This window comes from Enterobacter sp. ECC_219_Taxon_10 (genome assembly GCF_058354905.1).
This window is the reverse complement of record NZ_CM178005.1, coordinates 1252126-1275348: the sequence shown is the minus strand read 5'-3', so window position 1 is coordinate 1275348 and position 23223 is coordinate 1252126. Positions and strand designations below refer to the sequence as shown.

At 56.0% G+C, this 23223-nt stretch carries 19 protein-coding genes and 1 pseudogene; 8 read left to right on the top strand and 12 right to left on the bottom strand.

Annotation, left to right across the window (positions count from 1 at the left end; genetic code table 11):
* The first annotated feature begins 31 nt into the window (after positions 1-31).
* On the top strand, positions 32-685 hold the full coding sequence (gene nfsB / locus AC4ICF_RS06035) for an oxygen-insensitive NAD(P)H nitroreductase (RefSeq protein WP_116341365.1): 654 nt from the start codon (positions 32-34) through the stop codon (positions 683-685).
* 27 nt (positions 686-712) lie between these two features.
* Here nfsB and AC4ICF_RS06030 read toward each other — a convergent pair whose 3' ends face one another.
* Together AC4ICF_RS06030 and AC4ICF_RS06025 are read right to left on the bottom strand one after the other, a co-directional pair.
* Positions 713-1315, bottom strand: a complete 603-nt coding sequence (locus tag AC4ICF_RS06030) for a hypothetical protein (RefSeq protein ID WP_219323478.1) — start codon at positions 1313-1315, stop codon at positions 713-715.
* A 151-nt stretch (positions 1316-1466) separates the two neighbouring features.
* A complete protein-coding gene (locus AC4ICF_RS06025) occupies positions 1467-2336 on the bottom strand; it encodes a helix-turn-helix transcriptional regulator (RefSeq protein ID WP_192983332.1) in 870 nt (289 codons plus the stop codon).
* 107 nt (positions 2337-2443) lie between these two features.
* On the opposite strand from AC4ICF_RS06025, the gene AC4ICF_RS06020 reads away from it, so the two are divergent.
* Together AC4ICF_RS06020 and AC4ICF_RS06015 are read left to right on the top strand one after the other, a co-directional pair.
* Complete coding sequence (locus AC4ICF_RS06020) at positions 2444-3880, top strand: MFS transporter (RefSeq protein WP_116341371.1); 1437 nt, start codon at positions 2444-2446, stop codon at positions 3878-3880.
* A gap of 65 nt (positions 3881-3945) precedes the next feature.
* A complete protein-coding gene (locus tag AC4ICF_RS06015; RefSeq protein ID WP_116341373.1) occupies positions 3946-5190 on the top strand; it encodes a mechanosensitive ion channel family protein in 1245 nt (414 codons plus the stop codon).
* Here the strand turns inward: AC4ICF_RS06015 and AC4ICF_RS06010 are convergent, their stop codons facing one another.
* From AC4ICF_RS06010 to AC4ICF_RS05995, 4 genes are all read right to left on the bottom strand, one after another.
* On the bottom strand, positions 5191-6162 hold the full coding sequence (locus tag AC4ICF_RS06010) for a LacI family DNA-binding transcriptional regulator (RefSeq protein WP_316380768.1): 972 nt from the start codon (positions 6160-6162) through the stop codon (positions 5191-5193). It abuts the gene before it with no gap.
* A gap of 75 nt (positions 6163-6237) precedes the next feature.
* Positions 6238-7380, bottom strand: coding sequence for a Gfo/Idh/MocA family protein (locus AC4ICF_RS06005; protein WP_116341377.1), 1143 nt, complete (start codon positions 7378-7380; stop codon positions 6238-6240).
* Complete coding sequence (locus AC4ICF_RS06000; RefSeq protein WP_116341379.1) at positions 7373-8398, bottom strand: sugar phosphate isomerase/epimerase family protein; 1026 nt, start codon at positions 8396-8398, stop codon at positions 7373-7375. Before AC4ICF_RS06000 ends, AC4ICF_RS06005 begins: the two co-directional genes overlap by 8 nt.
* 15 nt (positions 8399-8413) lie before the next feature.
* Positions 8414-9652 carry an MFS transporter gene (locus AC4ICF_RS05995; protein ID WP_116341381.1) on the bottom strand — a complete coding sequence of 413 codons (1239 nt, stop codon included), beginning with the start codon at positions 9650-9652 and terminating at the stop codon, positions 8414-8416.
* Positions 9653-9856: 204 nt separating this feature from the next.
* Here AC4ICF_RS05995 and AC4ICF_RS05990 point away from each other — a divergent pair.
* Both AC4ICF_RS05990 and AC4ICF_RS05985 read left to right on the top strand, forming a co-directional pair.
* Positions 9857-10218, top strand: a pseudogene (locus AC4ICF_RS05990) (type II toxin-antitoxin system RelE/ParE family toxin).
* Positions 10206-10505 carry a helix-turn-helix domain-containing protein gene (locus AC4ICF_RS05985; RefSeq protein WP_116341386.1) on the top strand — a complete coding sequence of 100 codons (300 nt, stop codon included), beginning with the start codon at positions 10206-10208 and terminating at the stop codon, positions 10503-10505. The pseudogene AC4ICF_RS05990 and the gene AC4ICF_RS05985 overlap by 13 nt, the downstream one beginning before the upstream one ends.
* 98 nt (positions 10506-10603) lie before the next feature.
* Here AC4ICF_RS05985 and pheP read toward each other — a convergent pair whose 3' ends face one another.
* The 5 genes from pheP to AC4ICF_RS05960 form a co-directional block, all read right to left on the bottom strand.
* Positions 10604-11992 (bottom strand): phenylalanine transporter, encoded by a 1389-nt coding sequence (gene pheP, locus AC4ICF_RS05980; RefSeq protein WP_116341388.1) that lies wholly within the window; start codon positions 11990-11992, stop codon positions 10604-10606.
* A gap of 102 nt (positions 11993-12094) precedes the next feature.
* Complete coding sequence (locus tag AC4ICF_RS05975; RefSeq protein WP_316380770.1) at positions 12095-14068, bottom strand: alkaline phosphatase PhoX; 1974 nt, start codon at positions 14066-14068, stop codon at positions 12095-12097.
* Positions 14069-14195: 127 nt separating this feature from the next.
* Positions 14196-16379, bottom strand: coding sequence for a TonB-dependent receptor (locus AC4ICF_RS05970; RefSeq protein ID WP_316380772.1), 2184 nt, complete (start codon positions 16377-16379; stop codon positions 14196-14198).
* 159 nt (positions 16380-16538) lie between these two features.
* The gene (locus AC4ICF_RS05965) at positions 16539-17003 is read right to left on the bottom strand and encodes a YqeJ family protein (RefSeq protein ID WP_316380773.1); all 465 of its coding nucleotides are present in this window, start codon (positions 17001-17003) and stop codon (positions 16539-16541) included.
* Entirely contained in the window at positions 16990-17781 is a 792-nt protein-coding gene (locus tag AC4ICF_RS05960; protein ID WP_491466196.1) for a winged helix-turn-helix domain-containing protein, read from the bottom strand. The genes AC4ICF_RS05965 and AC4ICF_RS05960 overlap by 14 nt, the downstream gene beginning before the upstream one ends.
* 574 nt (positions 17782-18355) lie before the next feature.
* Between AC4ICF_RS05960 and AC4ICF_RS05955 the strand changes: the two genes are divergently transcribed.
* The 3 genes from AC4ICF_RS05955 to AC4ICF_RS05945 all read left to right on the top strand — a co-directional run bounded on the left by AC4ICF_RS05955 (position 18356) and on the right by AC4ICF_RS05945 (position 21737).
* Positions 18356-18796, top strand: a complete 441-nt coding sequence (locus AC4ICF_RS05955) for a winged helix-turn-helix domain-containing protein (protein ID WP_316380776.1) — start codon at positions 18356-18358, stop codon at positions 18794-18796.
* Positions 18797-18930: 134 nt separating this feature from the next.
* A complete protein-coding gene (locus AC4ICF_RS05950; protein ID WP_316380777.1) occupies positions 18931-20856 on the top strand; it encodes a methyl-accepting chemotaxis protein in 1926 nt (641 codons plus the stop codon).
* 47 nt (positions 20857-20903) lie between these two features.
* A complete protein-coding gene (locus tag AC4ICF_RS05945) occupies positions 20904-21737 on the top strand; it encodes an EAL domain-containing protein (RefSeq protein ID WP_316380779.1) in 834 nt (277 codons plus the stop codon).
* Positions 21738-21859: 122 nt separating this feature from the next.
* Here AC4ICF_RS05945 and AC4ICF_RS05940 read toward each other — a convergent pair whose 3' ends face one another.
* Complete coding sequence (locus tag AC4ICF_RS05940; RefSeq protein WP_316380780.1) at positions 21860-23080, bottom strand: cytochrome P450; 1221 nt, start codon at positions 23078-23080, stop codon at positions 21860-21862.
* Between the last annotated feature and the right edge of the window lie 143 nt (positions 23081-23223).

Here is a 23223-nt window from a genome sequence, read left to right as displayed (position 1 = left end):
GCACGGGCGAATTTCATTACCAGGAGTAGTTATGGATATCATTTCTGTCGCCCTGAAACGCCACTCTACCAAGGCGTTCGACCCAACCAAAAAACTGACCGCTGAAGAAGCGGAAAAAATCAAAACCCTGCTGCAGTACAGCCCATCCAGCACCAACTCCCAGCCGTGGCACTTCATTGTGGCCAGCACCGAGGAAGGTAAAGCGCGCGTGGCGAAATCCGCCGCGGGCACCTATGTGTTCAACGAACGCAAAATGCTGGATGCTTCTCACGTGGTGGTATTTTGCGCGAAAACCGCGATGGACGACGCCTGGCTGGAGCGCGTTGTCGATCAGGAAGAGGCGGATGGTCGTTTCAACACGCCGGAAGCGAAAGCGGCCAATAACAAAGGACGCCACTATTTTGCCGATATGCACCGCGTGGATCTGAAAGATGACGACCAGTGGATGGCGAAACAGGTTTACCTGAACGTCGGTAACTTCCTGCTGGGCGTGGGTGCGCTGGGTCTGGACGCCGTGCCAATCGAAGGCTTCGACGCCGCTATTCTCGACGAAGAGTTTGGCCTGAAAGAGAAAGGCTTCACCAGCCTGGTGGTGGTGCCGGTTGGGCACCACAGCGTGGAAGATTTCAACGCCACGCTGCCGAAGTCTCGCCTGCCGCTGAGCACGATTGTGACCGAGTGCTGATCAAAACGGGCCGCTCTGTGCGGCCCGTTACGCTTTACTGATGACTAACCTGCGATGTGGATGAACATCACGATCGTATCCCCAGGCAAACGCAATCCAGCGCTCTTCCAGCTCGGCGTAAGAACTCACCGGTGTTAAGTGCCACTCCTCACCTACCGTACCGTCCGCCACGCTTATCTGATAATTCATGCTGAACGCCCAGTCAATCATGCGTAACCAAAACCGCTGTCCGTCTCCGGTTTGTTCGCTGTCAGAAACCACAATGTCGTATTCGCTAAGCACCCATTGAAAGAAGGATTGTGGTAACCCACTTATTACTCGCTGATGCACGGCGCGTGGCGTACGCCAGACCATAACCTGTGTCGCAGCCCCGTGAGGAAATGTAATTTCTTTATGAAACGTCAACTTCACGGCATACGCCGTATAGGGTTTACCATCGTCAGTGGTCACGAGACGGTATTCATCGCCGTAGCGCGATTTTAACAGGCGATATCCCGCTGGCAGCATAAATCCAGGCAGATGAAAATCCACCGTGCCTCGTGCAAGAAACGCTTCAGTATGTTCAACGTTTCGGGAGATAAGGCCTAATTTTTGGCTGAAGTCTGCGGAATCAATCATCAGTGGCGACATGGTGGTTTCTCATGGCGTGAGTATAGACGACTTAACACCTCATCGAAATGATGTCGATTCAGTCGATTGGTTTAAGATAACCCCACCTTACACCTGTCTCATCCACTTAGCAGAACCAGCCATTATTCCCTGAAAGCGCCTCGCAAAAAACTTATTTCCCCTGCTCCGCCAGCCATTCCATCGCCCGCTCCCCCGCCTCATCCACCGGTAAATAGACCAGCAGCCGCGAGCCGTTTCGCGGTGCGGAGTACCAGTACATCTGCTGCAGCGTAAAATCACCCAGTTCTGGATGGGTAAACAGCTTGAGCTGGTTCTCCACGCCGCGCACGTCGTTGCGCTGGTGCCACAGGGTTTTGAACTCCTCCGACACCGCGAAGAAGCGCGCCAGCTTGGCTTCCCACAGCGGGTCGCCCCGGTGCTCGGCCATCGCCGCGCGGAAATAGGAAACGAAAATCGGCAGCACGTCGTCGCGTCTGCCGAGACGCGCGCGCCACGCCGGATGGGTGAGGAACAGGTAAATACAGTTGCGGTCTTCCGGCGGGATGTCATTGAAATCAACGCCCATCAGGTGCCCGAAGCTGTCGTTCCACGCCACGATGTCGAAGTTGGGCTTCTGGATGCTGGCGGGTTTTGGCATCAGGGTATCGAGCAGGCGGCGGGTGCCTTCGCTGATGCCCTCGCAGCAGACCGCCTGCGGCGCTTCACCCGGCGGTAACCCCGCTAACACAAACAGATGTCGGGTTTCGGTTGGGGTGCACTGCAGGGCTTTCGCCACGGCGGCCATCACCGTGCTGGACGGTTTGACGTCCCTGCCCTGCTCAAGCCAGGTGTACCAGGTCACGCCCACATCCGCGAGCATCGCCACCTCTTCCCGGCGCAGGCCCGGCGTGCGGCGCCGACCGCTGCGCGGCAGGCCGAGACGCTGCGGATCGAGGCTTTCCCGCCGGGCGCGTAAAAATGCCCCCAGCTGTTTTCGGGTGTCATCCTGATGTGAGGCGACGGGTTCAGACATCAAGGCCATAAATCCCCCTGCATGGTAGTGCCAGTACCAGTATAAGCAAGAACTGGTACCCGTTTATCAGATGGTTGATGCTACGACCATCTGATGAATGACGCAATGGAGTTACCATGAATACGTCAGTTGTTTCACCGGGCCGCGCAGGCCTGATACTGCTGTTGACCGGCCAGATGCTGCCCATGATTGATACCTCAATCACCAATGTGGCGCTGGACGCTATCACCCATTCACTGCAGGCTACCGCCACCGAGCTGGAGCTGATTGTCGCGCTCTACGGCGTGGCCTTTGCCGTCTGCCTCGCGCTCGGCAGCAAGCTGGGAGATAACCTTGGCCGCCGTCGCCTGTTTATGTGGGGCGTGGCAGTTTTTGGCCTGGCCTCGCTGCTGTGCGGGATGGCGGGAAACATTGAACAGCTGCTGGCCGCGCGCATCGTTCAGGGCGCGGGGGCAGCGCTGATTATGCCGCAGATCCTCGCGACGCTGCACGTCACGCTAAAAGGCAGCGCCCACGCGAAAGCCATAAGCCTGTTTGGCGGCATCGGCGGGATTGCGTTTATCGTGGGCCAGATGGGCGGCGGCTGGCTGGTGTCGGCGGATATCGCCGGGCTGGGCTGGCGTAACGCCTTCTTTATCAACGTGCCGATTTGTCTGCTGGTGCTGGCGTTAAGCCGCCGCTACGTGCCGGAAACCCGCCGTGAGACGCCGTCACGCATCGACTGGCCGGGCACCGTGCTGCTGGCGATCATTCTTTGCTGTCTGCTGTTCCCGATGGCGCTCGGCCCACAACAGCACTGGCCGTGGTCGCTGAAGGTTATGCTTCTTGTCATTATTCCGCTGGCCTGGCTGATGGCGCAGAATGCGCGCAAAAAGGAGCGTGAGAATGCCCATCCACTGATCCCGCCGCGTCTGCTTCAGCTTCGCAGCGTTCGCTTTGGCATCGTGATTGCGCTGCTCTTTTTCAGCGTCTGGTCCGGGTTTATGTTCTGCATGGCGCTGACCATGCAGACCGGGCTGGGGATGGCGCCGTGGCAGTCCGGGAACAGTTTTATCGCCCTTGGCGTGACCTATTTTATCTCCGCATGGTTCGCGCCGAGGCTGATTGCCCGCTACAGCACCAGCACGATTCTGCTGACGGGTCTGGCAATTCAGATAATCGGCCTGCTGGCGCTGATCGTCACGTTCCGCTACTGGGGATTGCAAAATACTGCGCTGACGCTGGCGCCTGCCACCGGGCTGGTAGGCTACGGCCAGGCGCTGATTGTAAACAGCTTTTACCGCATCGGGATGCGCGATATTCAGCCCGATGACGCGGGGGCCGCGAGCGCCATTCTCAGCACGTTGCAGCAGGCCGCGCTGGGGCTGGGCCCGGCCATTTTCGGCGCGATTTTGCTACACGGCCTGCAGAATTATCACGGAAATTACGCGCAGGCGATTAACCTTTTCCTGGCAGTAGAAACCGGCCTGATGGTTATCCTGGCGCTGGCGACAATCCGTATGCGTCACAGGCTGTGCCTGCCGGTGGCGAAGGTCTGCCAGGCCGCCAAATAAGCCCGCAAATTTGCATAATAGATCCGCAGCCGCCATTATGGGGCTGCAACAATACAGGAGATGTTATGCAGGAATTAATTGCTCAGGTTGAAGAGTTAGGCATTGAAATTAATCACACCACCTCTTTAGTGATTATCTTTGGTATTATTTTTCTTACCGCCATCATCGTTCATTTTATTCTTCACAAAGTGGTGCTGCGCGCATTTGAGAAACGCGCGCAGGCCAGCAGCCATTTATGGTTGCAGATCATTACCCAGAATAAACTATTTCACCGTCTGGCCTTTACCCTTCAGGGGATAATCGTCAACGTTCAGGCGGTGCTGTGGCTGCAAAAAGGCAGCGAAGCGGCGGAAATGCTCACCACCTGCGCGAAGCTGTGGGTGATGGTGTATGCCCTGCTCTCCTTCTTCTCGCTGCTGGACGTGATTTTTAACCTGTCGCAGAAAATGGCCACCGCGTCGCAGCTGCCGCTAAAAGGGATTTTCCAGGGCATCAAGCTGGTGAGCGCCATTCTGGTGGGGATATTGATTATCTCCCTGCTGATCGGCCAGTCCCCGGCGATTCTTATCAGCGGTCTGGGCGCCATGGCCGCCGTTCTGATGCTGGTGTTTAAAGACCCGATACTCGGACTGGTGGCGGGGATTCAGCTTTCCGCCAACGACATGCTCAAGCTCGGCGACTGGCTGGAGATGCCGAAGTACGGCGCCAACGGCACGGTGACGGATATCGGCCTGACCACCGTTAAGGTGCGCAACTTTGATAACACCATCACCACCATCCCGACGTGGGCGCTGGTCTCTGACGCCTTTATTAACTGGAGCGGCATGTCTGCCTCCGGCGGGCGACGCATTAAGCGCAGCCTGAATATTGATACCACCAGCATTCATTTCCTCGACGAGCAGGAGCAGCAGAAGCTGATTCAGGCGAAGCTGCTGAAGCCCTATCTGGCCGCGCGTCATGAGGAAATTAGCCTGTGGAATCAGAAGAACGGTGAAGGGGAATCAGTATTAAATCTGCGCAAGATGACCAATATCGGCACCTTCCGCGCCTACCTGAATGAATATCTGCGCAACCACCCGCGCATCCGCAAAGATATGACGCTGATGGTGCGCCAGCTCGCGCCGGACGCCAACGGCCTGCCGATTGAAATATATGCCTTCACCAACACAGTGGTCTGGGCGGAATATGAGGAAATTCAGGCCGACATCTTCGATCATATTTTTGCGGTGGTGGATGAATTTGGTCTGCGCATTCACCAGTCGCCAACCGGGAACGATATTCGCTCCCTGGCTGGCGTCATCGCGCAATAATCAGGCACTGGCGCGGGAAATAAAGCGCCAGTCCATCATCACTCTCTCAGTGGGCGCATCCGGGTTGTCGATCTTATTTAAGAGCAGATCGACCGCCTTGCGCCCGATATCCCGCGACGGCTGTTCGATGGTGGTGAGCGAAATCATCTCCGCGAGCTCGGTGCCGTCAAAGCCCACGACCGCGATATCCTCCGGCACCCGCAGCCCGGCCTGCTGAATAGCACGCAGCGCGCCCGCCGCCAGCGTGTCGGAAACGGCAAATACCGCATCCGGCGGGTTTTCTTTTAGCAAATTTTGCATCGCGGCCATGCCCGCGCCGGAGCTGAGATCGCTGGCATACTCTACCGCCTGATAGTCCAGATCCCGCAGGTGGATCACGCTTTTGTAGCCCCGCTCGCGCAGGCGGGCATATTTGTAGCTGAGATCGTGGTTGATCATCGCGATACGCTTGCGGCCGCCGTCGGCCAGCTGGCTGACGGCATGCTGTGAAGCGTCCACATCATTGATGCCGACGCAGGAGACCGCGCCCGCATCGGCGTATTCGGCGCACTGCACCCACGGTGCAGAACCAATCAGCGCGGCCAGTTCCGGCAGCTTCGAGAAGGCGTCCATGGTGATAATGCCGTCGACGATTTTGCCGGAGAGCAGGCTTAAGCCCGAGCGGGAGCGCTCGATGTCCGAGCCAGAGTTGCACAGCAGAATGCGGTAGCCGTTTTTCTCGGCCTCGGCCTCGATGCCCTTCACCACTTCGGCGCAGAACGGGTTGGCAATGTTGGACACCATCACCAGGATCATATAGCTGCGGGCGGTGCGCAGCTGACGGGCGAGCAGGTTTGGCTGGTAGTTACTCTCCTGAATCGCCCGCAGAACGCGCTCGCGGTTTTTCGCCTTCACGGTGTCGCTGTTATTCAGCACGCGGGAGACCGTCGCCACGGAGACCCCGGCCAGCTGAGCGATTTTCTGAATTGACATAGCGACGACACATCCTGCGGTTAGCGTTTTGTGCAGGCTACCATAAATTTATTGCCCGGCGAACCGGGCAACGCGTTATTGTTCCACGCGCACCCAGCGCTGCTGTTGATGGCTTTTCACAATAGCATCAATGATATACATCACATTTGCGCCATCGTGAAACGTCGCAAACTGCGGCGTATCCGGCATCGCGCCCGCCTGCACGGCGCGGTAGAACTGCGCCATCATATTTTTGAAGGCGTCCGGCCAGCCTTCGATATGTCCGCCGGGGAAGTGGGCGCTGTCGGCCACGTCAGGGTTCATCAGCCCCGGATCGTCGGTGAGCGTCTGGTTGGCCTGCGCGCGATGGCCGATCCACAGCTGCTGCGGCACCTCCTGATCCCACGCCAGCGACCGCTCGCTGCCGTTGACCTCAAACGTCAGGCGGTTTTTACGCCCGGCGCTCACCTGCGAGACGCTAAAGCTGCCCTTGCTGCCGTCGTCGAAGCGGAACAGCACCGAGCCGAAATCTTCGGTGGTGACCGGTTTGTCTTCATACTCCGCCCGCTCGTCGTGGGAGAAAGTTTGATTCCAGCCTTTGCTGGCCCTGCGCGTCGGCCAGACGATGGAGAGATCCGCCATCACCTCGGTAATGCGCCGCCCGGTGACGAACTGCACCGTGTCGCACCAGTGGGAGCCGATGTCCGCCACCGCGCGTGATGCGCCGCCCAGCGCGGCATCTACCCGCCAGTTATAGTCGGTTTCCAGCAGCATCCAGTCCTGCAGATAGCTGCCGTGCGAGGCAAACAGCCGCCCGACGCTGCCCGCACGCATCATGCTCTCCGCCTGGCGCACCATCGCAAACTGGCGATAGACAAAGCTCACGCCGTGCACCGCGCCCGTCTGATCCGCCAGCGCCACCAGCTCGCGCGCCTCGTCCGGGGTCATGCACAGCGGCTTTTCGGAAAACACGTGCTTGCCCGCGCGCAGGATCTGGCGGTTAATCTCCGCGTGCAGGTGGTTAGGCGTGCAGTTGTGCACCACGTGCAGATCGGGGTGTGCGAGCAGTTCCTCAACGCTGCCGTACGCGTGCGGCACGTTAAGCTGACGCGCTTTTTCCTGCGCTTTGGCAAGCGTGCCGTCGCAGAGGGCCACAACCTGCACGTATCCGAGACGCCGCAGCGCCTCGATATGCGCCGGGCCGATAAACCCGCTGCCGATAATTCCGACGTTAATCATGCTTGCCTCCAGCGGCGAAATCATCAAACGCGCGCCCGGAAACCGGAATGATGTGGCGGCGGATAAACTCGCTGCCTTCGCGCGCGCCGGTCTCGCCGTCCTTCAGACAGCACTCCCACTCCAGCACCGCCCAGCCGTCATAGTCGTACTGGGTCAGCTTGCTGAAAATGCCCTTAAAGTCGATCTGCCCGTCGCCGAGCGACCGGAAGCGTCCGGCGCGGTTGATCCACGGCTGGTAGCCGCCGTACGCGCCGCTGCGCCCGTTCGGGCGAAACTCCGCATCCTTCACGTGGAACGCCCTGATGCGCGCGTGGTAGATGTCGATGAAGGTCAGGTAGTCCATCTGCTGCAACAGCATGTGGCTCGGATCAAAGAGAATGTTGCAGCGTGGGTGGTTATCCACCAGCGCCAGAAAACGCTCGAAGGTCACGCCGTCGTGCAGATCTTCCCCCGGATGCAACTCAAAGCAGACGTCCACCCCCTGCTCGTCGAAGGTATCCAGAATCGGCCGCCAGCGGTTTGCCAGCTCCCCGAACGCTTCCTGAAAACGCTGTTCGTTATGCGGCGGCCACGGGTAGAAAAACGGCCAGGCCAGTGAGCCGGAGAAGGTGGCGTGCGCTTTTAGGCCTAATCTGGCCGAGGCGACCGCCGCCTGTTTCAGCTTCTCCGTGGCCCACGCCCGGCGCGCCGCATCGTTACCGCGCACGGACGTGGGCGCGAAGTGATCAAACGCGTCGCTGTAAATCGGGTTTACCGCGACAAGCTGCCCTTCCAGATGGGTCGACAGTTCGCTGATAACCAGCCCGTGCGCGGCCAGCTTAGCGGTGACGTCATCGCAGTAGGCCTGGCTCTCAGCCGCTTTCTCGACGTCAAAAATATGCGGATGGTTGCAGGGGATCTGCACCGCTTTATAACCTTTACCTGCCGCCCATTCAGCCAGCCCGTCGAGCGAATTAAACGGCGCTTCTGCGCCAATAAACTGAGACAGAAAAATGCCGGGTCCTTTTATCGTCCTCATACCACCTCCTGAACATTACGCCTTGTCATCGTCATACTTAAACGTGAGAAGGAAAATCAGCGCGATCGCCGCGGCAGCCACCGCCGGGATCCACCAGAATGTCACCCACGCCTGCGGCACGGTCTGCCCGGCCACCAGGCGGTTATAGAGCGCGCCGGAAATCTGCGAGCCGAGCAGCATGCCGATGCCGTAGGTGAACATGACGATCATGCTCTGGGCCTGGCCTTTCACCTTCTCGCCCGCCACGCGGTCGGTGTAGATAAAGCCGACGACAAAGAAGAAATCGTAGCAGACGCCGTGAAGCAGAATGCCGAGGTACAGCAGGATGCGTCCTTCTTCGCTGACGCCCAGCGCGAACATGGCGTAACGCACGAACCACGCCAGCATGCCGATCAGCAGCATCACCTTCACGCCCAGGCGGCGGAACAACAGCGGAATGACCAGCATGAAGACGATCTCGGACATCTGCCCGAACGACATGGCGGTGCTGACGTCGGCAATTCCGGCATCCGCCAGATACGAGGCGGTGTAGGCGTAGTAGGTGCCCAGCGGAACGGAGATCAGCATCGCGCAGACGGAGAAGACGAAGAAGTGGCGGGTTTTGAGCAGCGCAAAGGCATCCGCGCAGAAGAGATCGCGCACCTTGACCGGCAGGCCTTTCGCCGGGGCTGGCGTGTGCGGCAGCGTCAGGCTGTAAAGCGCCAGCAGCACGGAGCTGGCCGCCGCCACCTGGAAGATGGTGACGCTTGCCGCCACGCCGGTAACGCCGATGAAAATACCCGCCACGATCCAGCCGATGGTGCCGAACACGCGCACCACCGGGAAGGTTTTATCCACGTTCGCCAGGCTGTGAAACGCGATGTTGTTGGTCAGCGCCAGCGTCGGCATGTAGCAGAGCGTGTAGCCAAACAGCAGGCCAATCAGCAGCGCGCCGTTTTCGGCAATCAGCGCGCCCGGAACAAACCACAGGATCGCCGCCCCGGCGAGATGCATCACCGCCATTACCTTTTGCGAGGCAAAGAAGCGATCCACCAGCATGCCAAGCACGAACGGCGAGAGAATAGAGGCGATTGGCCCGGCGGAGAACGCATCGCCAATCAGCAAAGACATGTTGTGCTGAGTCATCACCAGGCCGAGCGTGACCGACCAGCTACCCCAGATAAAAAACTGCAAAAACATCATCAGCGACAGCCGCGGAACCAGCAGCCGGTGCTGTGCTATCGCCTTCCCACTACTTTCAGTTGTTGACACCATGATGAGCCCCACCCTCAAAAGTAATCGATTACAAAACAGTTCAAGTAAAAAGTAATCGATTACAATTTAAAGATCCTGTGGATCGAAACAGATTTGGGAGGGGGGTCACGATAAAGCTCGTTGTATGACAAAACGAGACGTTCTGATTGTAGCTATAGCCAATAGGCTATAAAATAATACAGCGAGGAAGCTACAGGAGAAACGATGTGGAATGTCGAGACAACGGAAAGATTTGATGAATGGTTCTTTGAACAAACAACAGCATTAAAAGAAGATGTGCTGGCAACAATGCATATTCTTGCTGAATTTGGCCCGACGCTTGGGCGGCCATACGTAGACACCGTGAAGGCTTCAGCCTATGCGAACATGAAAGAGTTACGGATTCAACATGCGAGAAATCCCATCAGAGCTTTTTTGCTTTTGATCCCGACCGTAAGGCAATTGTGCTCTGTGCTGGAGACAAAACCGGTTGCAATCAAAAACGGTTTTATGACGAAATGATTACGCTGGCTGACGTTGAGTACAGCAGACATCTGGCGGATAAGGAGGCCATATGGCAACGCTAAAAGAACTCATGGCACAACAGAGCGCGGAAAGTCAGGAGCGTATTGCGGCTAAAGTTGAAGTGATGCGCAGAATTGTTGCCCTGAACCAACTGCGGGAAGAGCTCAATGTTTCGCAGACAGAGCTGGCCGAGGCAATGGGGGTAAAACAACCCACTGTGGCAAAAATCGAACAGCCGGGAAACGATCCCCGGCTTTCAACGCTCAAACGTTATGTCAGTGCGCTAGGCGGTGAAATGAGCATCGATGTGACGTTACCGAATGGGAAACGGATCGCGTTTCAGATTTGATACTGCAGGTGGCTGCTTCGCCTGACCGGGCGTGAAGGCAGGTGCGGTCTGGTGCCCTCACCCCGGCCCTCTCCCACAGGGAGAGGGAGAAAACCGCGCTACTTTTTGCGCGAGAGCTTAAATGCGATAAACAGGAACACCACCCACACCGGCAGCAGCATTGCCGAAAGACGCATCTCATCCATGGTGCACATCAGCGCCAGGATCAGCCCCAGGAAGGCGATACAGATGTAGTTCCCTGCCGGGTAGAGCAACGCCTTAAACTGCGTCTCGCGTCCCTTGCGGCGCATCGCGGCGCGAAAGCGCAGGTGCGCCAGGCAGATCATGATCCAGTTCAGCAGCAGCGTCGCGACCACCAGCGCCATCAGCAGGCCAAAGGCCTGTTTCGGCAGCAGGTAGTTGATCAGCACGACCAGAGAGGTAATCGCGCCGGAAAGGAATAGCGAATTGACCGGCACACCGCGACGGCTGACGCGGGTGAGAAACTTCGGCGCGTTGCCCTGCACGGAGAGGCCAAACAGCATGCGACTGTTGGAGTAAACCCCGCTGTTATAGACCGACAGCGACGCCACCAGAATGACGAAGTTCAGCGCTGAAGCCACCATATTGCTGTTGAGATCGTGGAAAATCATCACGAACGGGCTGCTGTCGGACTTCACTTCCACCCACGGGTAGAGCGCCAGCAGCACCACCAGCGAGCCGATGTAGAACAGCAGAATACGGTACACCACCTGGTTGACCGCTTTCGGAATGCTTTTGTGCGGATCGCGCGCTTCGGCCGCGGTGATGCCAATCAACTCCAGCCCGCCGAAGGAGAACATAATCACCGCCAGGGAGAGAATCAGCCCTTTCCAGCCGGTCGCGAGGAAGCCCCCGTGCTGCCACAGGTTGTCGATAGTGGCCCGCTCGCCGCCGTGGCCGGAGAACAGCAGCCACAGGCCGAAACCGATCATGCCGATAATCGCCAGCACCTTGATCAGCGCAAACCAGAACTCGGTTTCGCCATACAGGCGCACGTTCACGAGGTTAACGGCGTTAATGATGATGAAGAAGGCCGCCGCCCAGATCCACGTTGGCACGTCCGGGAGCCAGTACTGCATGTAGATGCCTGCGGCGGTCAACTCCGCCATCCCCACCAGCACGAACATCACCCAGTAGTTCCAGCCGGAGAGGAAGCCTGCGAACGGGCCCCAGTATTTATAGGCAAAGTGTGCGAAGGAGCCTGACACCGGCTCTTCAACGACCATCTCGCCGAGCTGGCGCATGATCAGGAAGGCGATAATCCCGGCGATAGCGTAACCCAGCAGAACCGCCGGGCCGGCCATCTGAATGGCAGGGCCGATGCCGAGAAACAGCCCGGTACCGATAGCGCCGCCAAGGGCAATTAACTGAATATGTCGATTTTGCAAACCACGTTGCAGCGTCGGATTCTGATCCGACGAAGCTTCAGCGCTACCATGGCCTGAAGCGGATGACGCGTCTTTCACGCCCTACCCCTGTCTCTTTTTTAGAAGGGGCACGTTTTAACACTTCATGCTGGTGGTAGCAAGTTTAACGCCGGGCCAGCGCGTGCGCCCGGCGGATAAACGTCACGACCCGATGATCCCGCCGTCCGCTTTGGTAATCACCACCGTTGACGAACGCGGGCGTCCGTTCGGGCTGGCGTCCGGCCAGTTAGAGACGGCGCGCGGATTGGCCGGGTCGGTAATATCATCCCCGCCCTCCCCCGGATGCTGAATGTTGATAAACAGCGTCCGGTTGTCCGGCGTAAACGCAATGCCGGTAATTTCACACCCGCGCGGCCCGGTCAGGAAACGGCGATACTCGTTGGTGCCCGGAATGGTGGCCACCATCTGGTTATTGCCCATCCCCTCGTAGGCTTTCTTATTAATGGTGCTGGAGGAGACGTCGGTCTGGATCCACAGGACGCCCTGATGATCGAAAGAGAGTCCATCAGGGCTGCCGAATGCCGCGCCCTGCATGGAGCCTTTGGCCTTCGGATCGTCGCTGTCGGTCCGCCCACCCATCACCAGAATATCCCACTTAAAGCGCGTGGCGGCAGGATCGGTCCCCTCTTCGCGCCAGTGCATAATATGACCAAACACGTTGTTGGCGCGCGGGTTGGCGGCATCCACCGGCGCCTTGCCCTCTTTCCCGCGATCGCTGTTGTTGGTGAGCGTACAGTAGACGCTGCCACTGGCGTGCGGATCGACGGCTATCCACTCCGGGCGATCCATTTTGGTTGCCCCCACCGCGTCGGCCGCCAGGCGGGTTTTAATCAGCAGATCGCCCTGGCTTTCAAACCCTTTGCTTTTATCCAGACCGTTTTGCCCGAAGATCAGCGGCAGCCAGTCGCCGCTCCCGTCCTCGTTGAACCTGGCGACGTACAGCGTGCCGGACGTCAGCAGCTGCATATTGGCTTCACGGTTCGCGGGATCGTATTTTTTATCCGAGACAAACTTATAGATGTACTCGAACTTCTGATCGTCACCCATATAGACCACCACGCGGCTGTCGGCGGCGAGCGTGACGGCCGCCCCTTCATGCTTGAAGCGGCCCAGCGCGGTGTGCTTGCGCGGGGTGGAGGTTGGGTTGTAGGGATCGATCTCCACGACCCAGCCGAAACGGTTCGGTTCGTTAGGGGTTTTATCGACGCTGAATCGCTCATCCACCTCGTTCCAGCGGTAGGATTCGTCGCTGTCGCTGATGCCGTAGCGTTTTTCCAGCGGGTTACGATCGGCTTTTTTAACAAAAATATCCGACCAGTTCTCCTCGCAGGTGAGATAGGTGCCCCACGGCGTGTGGCCGTTGGCGCAGTTTTGCATGGTGCCCAGCACGCGTTCCCCCTGCGGGTCGGCGGCGGTTTTCATTAAGTCCTGATGCCGGGCCGGGCCGGTAAGCTGCATCGGCGTATTGACGGTGATGCGGCGGGCATATGAAGACGGGCGTACCACCTGCCAGTCGCTGCCCGCTTTTTTCACTTCCACCACCGAGACGCCCATCGCGTTCTGCCCCTTGCGGGCTTTGTCGAGGCTCCAGTTCGCCGTACCGTCGGTAAACAGCATCCCGTTGTCGATGTATTCATGGTTCATCGCCAGCAGGCCATGCTCCGGGTTTTGCTCCCCCTGCGGCAGGCTAAACCACGCCATGCCGTCGTGGTGCATGCCCGCCTGTACGGCCTGTTCGTCCGTGGTGTTGCTGGCGTCCGGCTTAAAGGCCGGCATGTTGTTCTTGATCCCCGTCGGGTCACCCCAGCGATAGAACGGGCGGGCAATATAGCCTTCCGGCACCCTGACCGTATCTTCCGTGGAGACGTCGATACTGGTAAAGCCCAGGGAAACCGCTTTTGCCAGCGCGGAAGGCTTCGATACCGCGGCAACGGCATTTTCGGGTTTGATCAAAAAGGGGAATGAAACGGCAGCGCCCGCGACGGCGCCCATCTGGAGAAAACGGCGGCGGGAGAGGAACACTTCTGCCACCTCGGAGAATACCGGGTTAGCGCTGCGATTAGCGATATCGTCGCGATGTTCTTTTTTAAAAACGGATTTGAGGGGTCTGCCCATAGCGGCTTCCTGTCATTGGCCAAGAGGTAAAGAGTTGGCGACCAGTGTAAGAAGCTTTTATTACAATTTTATAACACTGTGACGGAAGGATGGGGGCATCCGTGCCCCGGATAACGAGGTGGAACGCTTAGAACTCGTAGCCAACCGAGACCTTAAAGGTCCGCGGTTCGCCCTGAGTGATGTAGGTACCGGAGTCGTCCACACTGGCCCAGTAGTTTTCGTTGGTCACGTTGTCGATACCCGCGCGAACGGTCATCTGGTTTGCGCTGTGGTTCACCGCGAAGCGATAGCGCATGCCCAGATCCAGCGTGGTGTAGCTGTCGAGTTTTTTGCTGTTCGCGAGGTCAGCATACTGCGTGCCGGAGTGGTTCACCCGCGCGGTCGCCGTCAGGCCGTCAACCGGCTTGATGTCGTACTCCGCGCCCAGCACGGCGTAGAAGTTCGGAATACCGATCGCATCGTTGCCCTGGTTCACGCCGTTTTTAGTTTTGGTCAGCTCCGCCTGCAGCCAGGTGGCGCTGGCGTTCAGGCGCATCCCGAGCATCGGCTCGCCGAAGACGTTCAGCTCCACGCCACGGTTACGCTGCTCCGCATCCAGGCCGTAGTGATTGTTAGCATCGAGGATCGCCGACGGCATTTTGATCTCAAACAGCGCCAGCGAGCCGCCCACGCGCCCGAAGTCCGCCTTCACGCCCACTTCGTTCTGCTTAGAGTGAACGATGCCGGTGCTCTGACCGTAGTTGGTGGCGGTGTTAGGTGCGGTTTTGCCCGGCTGCAGCGCTTCGGTGTGGTTGGCGTAGAGGGAAATTTCCTCCCACGGTTTGTAGACCACGCCGTAGGTTGGCATCCAGCGGCTGCCGTCGAAACCGTCCGCGTCGTTCTCTGTGCCGGTGATTTTGTTATACCCGCGAACAACCACTTTCTGATGGCGCGCGCCTGCGGTGAACAGCAGCTTGTCGTCAAGCACGCCCAGGGTATCGCTCAGCAGCCAGCCCTGGGTGCGGGTGCGCCCGCTGGTCAGCGGATCGCTGTATTTGCCGCCGGAGCCGTTGAAGTTAGTGCTGTCCGGCATATCGACGCCGGTGTTGTGATAGATGTTGGTGGTCGGGTTATCCTTCGCCGCCGACATTTTCCACGCGATTTTTTCGTTTTTAGTCATCGCGGAATACCCGACGTTCACCTTGTGCGAGACGAAACCGGTAGTGAAGTTACCGCGAATGCCCGCCATGCCGCTGACGGAATCGCTGATGCGGTTGGTATCCAGACGGCTGACCGTCGCCTTGCCGCTCTTGTCCACCAGCTTCGGCGCGCTGTAGATCCCTTCTTCATGCGCGTGCTGCGCGCCCAGGCCGGTATAGGCCGTCCAGTTATCGGTAATGTCGTACTCGCTGCGCCACATCCCGAACTCGTTTTCGATATCGCTGTAGGCCCACTTCTGCGAGAAGTTCCGATCGTTTTTCGGCGGTTCAGGCACGAAATCCACCGCCGAGATGTTGACGCTGGTCGGGCTGCCGTGGAAGGTTTTTTTCTGATAGCCCAGGTCCAGCGAGGAGCGGAAGCGGTCGCCTTTGTAGTCCAGGCCGGTGGAGAGCAGCGTGGTGCGGCGGCGATCGTTCGGTACGCCGGTTTCCCCTTCACGATGGACGAGGTTGACACGTGCGCCGAACTGGTCGTTATCGCCAAAGCGACGGCCCGCATCCAGCGTGGTGCCAATCTGGGAGTCCGAGGTGTAGTCCACGCCCACTTTCGCCTGCGGGGTGTCGCCCGCGTGTTTTGGCTCAAGGTTGATCATCCCGCCCACGCCGGAGCTTGCCGCGCCGTTCATCAGGGAGTTTGCCCCTTTGAAGATCTCGATGCGGTCGACCATCTGGGCATCCACCACCTGACGCGGCAGCACGCCGGACAGGCCGCCAAAGGTCATGTCGTCGCCGTCAAACTTCAGGCCGCGAATGCGGAAGGTTTCAGCGCTGTTGCCGTACCCCTGAACGAACTGCACGCCCGCGTCGTTGGCGACCACGTCAGCAATGGTTTTCGCCTGCTGATCTTCCACCAGCTTCGAGGTGTAGCTGATGATGTTGAACGGCACGTCCATGGCGTTCTGCTGTCCGAGCATCCCCATGCGTCCGCCATTCGCCACCTGCCCGTCAAGGAAGGCCGGCACCAGCTGGTCGCCGCCGGGTTTGAAGTCGCCGGCAGGTGCAGACTGCACAACTATGGTGTCTTCTTTTTTATCCTCCGCCGCCCAGGCGGAATGTGTAACCGCGCCAATGGCGAGTGCCAGCAGCGTTTTGTGCATTTTGGTGTTGTTCATCGTTAACTCGTTTGAAAGTGCGCGCAAAAATGACCCGTTGGCGGGCCTTAGAATGTATTAGTTGCAATGCAAATGAGAACTATACGCATTATCTATACTTTGGCAAGCGCAAATATGTGCAAGATCCAGCTCAAAAAAATTCGTGATAAAGGGGCCCCCTCATCCTTTAGCACAGTAAAACGCGGGAGTATTTCCGAAGATGAAGAGGTAGGAAGCAGCGTTCACCGGAACGAGCTGTATACTAATGCCATGGTCGCGTTGGCGGAAAAAATCGGGAATAGAGTGACGAAAAGGTTCGTCTTTTTTCGGGCGCTCGTTTGTATCACTGGAAATCATAATAATTCGCCCTTCTTCGCGCCAGTAACGGAAGGCAATTTTATTGCTGATGGCAACCGTTTCCTGACCCGCCTGACTGTATTCTCCGGTGGAATCGTAACTGCCAGCACCATTATTAAATGTAAACGTCATGAGGGCATCTACCCGCGAATTTTCATCAACAATAATGAGATGACTCTCACAGGTAAAATGATTCCGCTGATAATGCGTATACCAGGCATAAAAAAGTGGCGCGATAATCATCAACAGGATGAACAACCAGCGCACACTCCGGCTAGTCATTTTCATGATATTGCTCCCTGTACAAAATGGAATCACATTGTGCACCAGCAACCTCAGGCAATTTATCGCACACAATCACCGACGTTCCATTTTGATAACGGTTGAGCGTGATATAGGCCACCCCACCGGCGTTGCACTGAATGGGATAACGTTTGGTCAGGCCAATATATATCCGCTGACTTTTTATTTTGTCATACCAGGAGGAATAAACGTCGCACCCTGCAATATTGCCTATCGGTTGATAGGTTTCAAATCCGGCGCGTTTTTCATGAAACTGTTGATAGAGAACCATACACGAAAGGATAAATAACACCGTAGCGACGCCATACGCTATTTTCCCTGAGAGAAAGCGGAAACGGTTATCTGCTACGCGCGGTGTCGGCACGGAAGCTTCAGTTTGCAGGTCGGCTGGCGAAGCCGCGTCCGTCGCGATAAAGGTGTCGAGTGTACCCGTCTGAATTTGAGCAACCGACTTAAACCCCGCTTTGGGTACGGTTTGCACAACATTATCTGCCAGACCCGCCATCTTAAGGGCCTTACGGATAGAGGCGATAGTCTGGTAGAGGGCGTTGGTCGAGACAACTGCCCCCTGTTTTTCCCATACCGCTGAGAAAAGATAACGTTGCGTAAGCACCTCACCGTTGTGTTCAAGCAGCTGTAGCAGGCACTCGCTAACCGGAGCATGCAGGAGCACAGCGCGCTCAGGGTAGCCCGAAAGTGAGCACAGTCGACGCAGCTCAGGCTCAAAAAGCACGGTGCCGTTTATCAGAAAGACGGGCTTCATGACGCACCGGCCGTTAACGCGCAGGGATTTTGTACATTCATCATTATTATACTTTCACATCCGTATCCGTTTTCTGATTCAGGATTTAGTTATTTATTATCAACGAATTATTGGTTTTCACTCCCCATTCCCTCTCACCTTCCGCCCAGCTTAAGGATCAACTTAATCAGTATAAATCATTTATCTTCACTCCTCTTTGCTGCAGAGGAATCGTAACCTATGCGGTATCGAAAGGGCACTATCAGGCTTCTCATTACCTGGTAGTGTCCACAGAAAGAAATGCTGAATCTTTTTCAAAATTTGCATTTTTATGTTGAGCGGTCGATTGCACATCGATTCTCAGAACAAACAAAAGAAAAATGAAAAGCATCTGGCGTTTTATTCCAAAAATACAACTTATATCGACAAAAACTCCATGCCAGGGTGAGGTACAACCGGTTTCTCATAGCGCACAGGGATGTGTATTGGAAAGCATTTATTGCAGCCATATAATCCACCCTATAAACGGTATGGATTATCTCAGCGCTTATATGTAGTGATGCAAGTTCGTCTTCATTTAATATGGGTATTAGATATGGGTTATCGTCTATATGGGTTTATGATCGGTGATGACATTCATTTTGATATTTCTAACCGCAGACTCTACCGCCTTACTGGCATCCAGAGTGATAAAAGTATTGCATTTGCCTCTATTTATTTTAATGAAACGATGCTCAGGCTTTTCCTTTATTTGTTGATGAATGGCAGAACCCAGCCCATCCCTAAAGAAGAGCTCTTTGAAGAAATTTGGGAGGCGCATAATCTGAGCCCCTCCACACAACGACTGTGGCAGGTTCTGCGCAATCTCAACAACAAACTGAGTATGCTAGGGTTACCAGAAAATTTTATTCGCAATATTAAAGGGTGTGGTTACATCATTAATTATTCGGATGTAATCCCCGTTTATTACAGAATGAGCGAACTCCCGGCTCATTCTGTTAAAAAAGAGGAGAAGACAGATAGCCTGAGTGAGTGATGTCAACTCAGGTTCTTGCCCTGAGCACTCACGTGTGAGGGGCTTTTTTTTATCATCTCTCTGCCTCAGCATTTTTTTCGTTAATGATTTATTAGCACTGTTGTTTGGTTTATACCAACACTGGAATTTTATATATGAGCATAATCAACCATTTTGCCAACTTGAAAGTTCGTAAGAAGTTATTCTTTGGTTTTTCTCTCGTGCTGCTCGTGACGATTGTTATTCTGATTTCAGGTTTGCTGGGTCTCAGCAACATTCAGGATAAAGTCGAAAAGAACGGCCATACCACCGACCTGTTTAACGCCCTGACGCAGGTTCGCTTAGGGCGGACGAATTTTCAGTACACGCTCGACCAGAAGTACCTTGATCAGACCAACGCCGCCACCCAGCGCATGCAGAGCATTGTCGCCAGTATGGAAAAACTGTCCTGGTCCCCGGAAGGAAAAAAAACGCTGGACGATACGGCAAATGCGGTGAACAGCTACGTCGCCACCCTGCTGCCTTTCACAAAATCCCTTTCTGAGAAGAAAATCAGCGAACAGAAACTGAGCACTCAGGGACTGTGCGATAACTCCGGCCTGGCTTCCACGCTCAGCCGCAATGGCTCGCTGGACGCTTCGCACGCCCTTGTGGCCGCTCAGATTGCGTTTGTCATGAGCGACATTGATTCTCAGGTTACCCTCTATAAACAGCATCCTACGGATGCGTTAATGAAAGGGATCCGCGCGCGTCTGGACATCGCAAAATCGGACACCGAACAACTGCTTTCGGTTGCTACCGAGGAACAAAAGGTCTGGCTGCAGTCAGGCCTGGAAGACATGCAAAACGTCGCGGCAGAGTTAATAAATTACCAAAACGTCTGGAATCAACAGTCGACGCTCTCCGATACCTTAACCGGTAAAGCGATAACGCTGACGCAGGCCATCCAGACATTATTTAGCCTGCAGCAGAAAAAAGTGTCTGATACGGTTGATAGCGTTCAGATACAGATGGGCATCGTTGCTGCCATCGGTCTTGCGCTTGGCGTCCTCTTAGCGATGGGCATCACCCTGTCCATCACCCGTCCGCTTAATGAGACCCTGCGTGTTGCAGAGCAAATCGCCCAGGGCGACCTCACCAGCACACTGACCAGCACACGTCGTGATGAGCCGGGTCTGCTGATGCAGGCCGTTGCGACCATGAATGCAAACCTGAAAAACATCATTAATGACGTACGCAATGGGGTGGATAGCGTCGCCCGTTCGTCTTCAGAAATTGCCGCAGGCAATATGGATCTGTCGTCGCGCACCGAACAGCAGTCAGCCGCCGTCGTCGAAACCGCCGCCAGCATGGAAGAGTTGACTTCTACCGTCGCGCTCAACGCCGAGAATGCTAATCATGCGCGCCAGCTGGCTGATGAAGCCGCGCAAAATGCGACGGAAGGAAGTCAGATCTCACTGAAGGTGATCGATACGATGAAAAACGTGCGCAGCAGTTCGCACCGCATTTCAGAGATCACCACCGTGATTAACAGTATCGCCTTCCAGACCAATATTCTGGCGCTAAATGCCGCCGTTGAGGCCGCCAGAGCGGGCGACCAGGGTAAAGGCTTTGCCGTGGTTGCCGCAGAAGTGAGAACCCTCGCTCAGCGCAGCGCGCAGTCAGCAAAAGAGATTGAAAACCTGATTAACGAATCGGTCGTGCAGGTGGATACCGGCTTTAGTCTGGTTGAAAGCGCAGGGGATGCGATGACGAAAATAGAGACATCCGTGGCGCAGGTGCGTGACATTATGAACGAAATTGCCGCCGCCACTGATGAGCAAAGCCGCGGAATTTCGCAGATTGCCCAGGCGATGGCAGAAATGGACACCACCACTCAGCAAAATGCCGCCCTGGTGGAGGAGTCTTCCGCTGCGGCAAGTTCGCTGGAGGATCAGGCCGTGCAGCTTGAAAAAGTGGTGTCGATTTTCCGTGTGTCAAACGGGCACAAACCCCGCCAACGAGAAAGCCAGCTAACCGCCAGCGTGACCCCTATTAAACGATCTTCTTCCCATGACCAGGATGACTGGGTCAAATTCTGATAACCACCGCGCGGCTGTCCGGAGAGGGCGCCGCGCGCTTAAGGCTCATGATGATAACCACGACAAAATTAACCTCAGGATGGTTCACCCGCTTCAATACACTGTTGGCCCGCCTGCTTACCCTCTCCCCGGAAAGCACCCTGAGCGCGGCCATCGAGAAGCGCGAGATTGTGCCGGTTTACCAGCCCTTCTTTAACAGCCAGACGGGCACTATCGCGGGTATCGAGGTACTCGCTCGCTGGAATCATCCTCTGTACGGCCCCGTGTCTCCAGATACATTTATCCCGCTGGCAGAGAAACACCGGCTTATCGCCCCGCTAACGCATCATCTGATTCAGCAGGTCATTGCCGATCTTCAGCATCGAATTCACCTTTTCCCTGACCGGCTTTATATCAACCTTAATCTGAGCGTCCGTAACTGCCTCGATCCGCGTTTCGAGACGGATACGCTTGAGCTTTTGCAAAAACTCGCGTCGAGCCAGGTCCAGCTGGTTATCGAAATTACGGAACGCGATCCGCTGCATTTCACTCCTCAGTTAAGCGAATGGTTTGCAACGCTCCGACAAGCCAATATCTCCCTGGCGCTGGATGACTTTGGGACCGGCTGTTCCAACATCTCTTACATTCACGCGCTAGACCCCGAATTCATCAAGATAGACAAACTGTTTGTCAGCCAGATTAGTGAAAATGGCGATACCAGACTGGTGGACAGTCTTATCGAATTGGCGAAAAAAATGCACCTGAGGATTATTGCCGAGGGCGTAGAAACAAAGGCTCAGGCTGACTATCTGCGCTTAAAGGACAGCGATTTTTTGCAGGGTTACTATTTCGGTAAGCCTATGAAGATCGATGAACTCGTCGGAAAAGTTAATGCTTGCTGAAGGACAGCCACTCTGCGTTGGGAGCGGCTGCAATGACATTATTTCTAGTTCTCGGTGTCGTGAATATTATTGTGAATCACGAGGGAATAGGATCCTCATCCTGTCATTACCCTCATTATCGCTTAGATAATTTTAACAGGCAGCGTCTCCAGCGTACGGAGAATCAGGCTTCGATTCGACCATTTCGCGTCTCCCACAAGAGAGATCGTCCCGCGTTCGCTTAAGGCCATCGCCAGCGTTTCAGCCTGACACTGCGCCAGCAGTTGCCCAATACACTGGTGTACACCGGCGCCAAATCCCAGCTGTCGCTGCGCGTTCTTGCGGCCGGGAATAAAGCGCCACGCCTCTTCAAAGACGCTTTCATCCCGATTCGCAGAGCCGAGGCATAATAAGATGTTATCCCCGGCTTTAAGTTCGCGCCCCAGAAACTGCACGGGAGCCGCAACCCTTCGTCTGCCCATCTGCAGCGGAGACTCAAAGCGCATGGTTTCACTGACGATCTCTTTCATCCGGAGAGTGTTATTTCTGACGCGTTCCTGTAGTTCAGGCTGCTGTGCCAGCATATACACCAGGTTTCCGGTTAACGCTTCGCTGGTTTCACTGCCGCCGATAAGCATCGTGACGCAGTCGGTGCTAAACCGTGCGGCAAGCGCATCCCGATCGCCGCCATAACCTTTCAGAAGGCTGCGATAAAAAAGCGAGTCGTAACCCTGTCCGTGCGCCTGCGCAAGTTGTCGAAAACTGTCATCCAGACGGGAAAGCGCCACGACCAGCCGCTCAAGCCCCTCTCGATCGATGGCGCTGGGATCTAATAAGAGCCGAATGGCATTTTTCTCTTGTTCTACCACCTCCTGCTGCGCTTTCGGCAGGTTGAGCCAGGCGGTAAACAGTTTTCCCCAGAGCGGCGCAGCAAGCTGGCGTATGCCGTCAAATGTGTCGGTGGTTGTTAAATCTGCCACCACTGAATGCGACTCCTCAGAAACAAGCCGGGTTAGCGCCGCCCAGGATTCGCCGGTAAACAGAGCCTGCAGCGCCTGACGGTGCGCGCGATGCACATTTCCATCTTCAAACAGCACAATGCCGTAGAGAAGATCCCGTAAAGGGGGCGAGAGATTGAAGCACTGTTTTTCCATTTCGGTATGAACATCTTCAGGTATGCCCGAAGAGACGAACGCTCGCTCTTTCAGCGCCTGATAAACATCCTGATAGCGGGTAAGCACCCACGTTTTACCGATTCGCGCCACCGGCTGGTGGTGTCGCATATGCTGATAGACGTTATGAAGATTTTCCTGAAAGACAGGTGAGGCGGGATTAAACCGAAGTGCTTTGTCGACATATGCCACAGGTGGACCCTCATCACAGGATTAATCACCTTTTAGTAAAGCAGGGATATGTTTCAGTTCAAATAGTGCAATGACGGATGACTATACTGAACGAATCATGTTCGGGGTTACGTGGCTCATAAAATCGGCCTGAACCGTCGATG

Coding starts and splice junctions, on each gene's coding strand:
- nfsB (WP_116341365.1), top strand. CDS start 32: ATGGATATCATTTCTGTCGCCCTGAAACGCCACTCTACCAAGGCGTTC.
- AC4ICF_RS06030 (WP_219323478.1), bottom strand. CDS start 1,315: ATGTCGCCACTGATGATTGATTCCGCAGACTTCAGCCAAAAATTAGGC.
- AC4ICF_RS06025 (WP_192983332.1), bottom strand. CDS start 2,336: ATGGCCTTGATGTCTGAACCCGTCGCCTCACATCAGGATGACACCCGA.
- AC4ICF_RS06020 (WP_116341371.1), top strand. CDS start 2,444: ATGAATACGTCAGTTGTTTCACCGGGCCGCGCAGGCCTGATACTGCTG.
- AC4ICF_RS06015 (WP_116341373.1), top strand. CDS start 3,946: ATGCAGGAATTAATTGCTCAGGTTGAAGAGTTAGGCATTGAAATTAAT.
- AC4ICF_RS06010 (WP_316380768.1), bottom strand. CDS start 6,162: ATGTCAATTCAGAAAATCGCTCAGCTGGCCGGGGTCTCCGTGGCGACG.
- AC4ICF_RS06005 (WP_116341377.1), bottom strand. CDS start 7,380: ATGATTAACGTCGGAATTATCGGCAGCGGGTTTATCGGCCCGGCGCAT.
- AC4ICF_RS06000 (WP_116341379.1), bottom strand. CDS start 8,398: ATGAGGACGATAAAAGGACCCGGCATTTTTCTGTCTCAGTTTATTGGC.
- AC4ICF_RS05995 (WP_116341381.1), bottom strand. CDS start 9,652: ATGGTGTCAACAACTGAAAGTAGTGGGAAGGCGATAGCACAGCACCGG.
- AC4ICF_RS05985 (WP_116341386.1), top strand. CDS start 10,206: ATGGCAACGCTAAAAGAACTCATGGCACAACAGAGCGCGGAAAGTCAG.
- AC4ICF_RS05975 (WP_316380770.1), bottom strand. CDS start 14,068: ATGGGCAGACCCCTCAAATCCGTTTTTAAAAAAGAACATCGCGACGAT.
- AC4ICF_RS05970 (WP_316380772.1), bottom strand. CDS start 16,379: ATGAACAACACCAAAATGCACAAAACGCTGCTGGCACTCGCCATTGGC.
- AC4ICF_RS05965 (WP_316380773.1), bottom strand. CDS start 17,003: ATGAAAATGACTAGCCGGAGTGTGCGCTGGTTGTTCATCCTGTTGATG.
- AC4ICF_RS05960 (WP_491466196.1), bottom strand. CDS start 17,781: ATGAAGCCCGTCTTTCTGATAAACGGCACCGTGCTTTTTGAGCCTGAG.
- AC4ICF_RS05955 (WP_316380776.1), top strand. CDS start 18,356: ATGGGTTATCGTCTATATGGGTTTATGATCGGTGATGACATTCATTTT.
- AC4ICF_RS05950 (WP_316380777.1), top strand. CDS start 18,931: ATGAGCATAATCAACCATTTTGCCAACTTGAAAGTTCGTAAGAAGTTA.
- AC4ICF_RS05945 (WP_316380779.1), top strand. CDS start 20,904: ATGATGATAACCACGACAAAATTAACCTCAGGATGGTTCACCCGCTTC.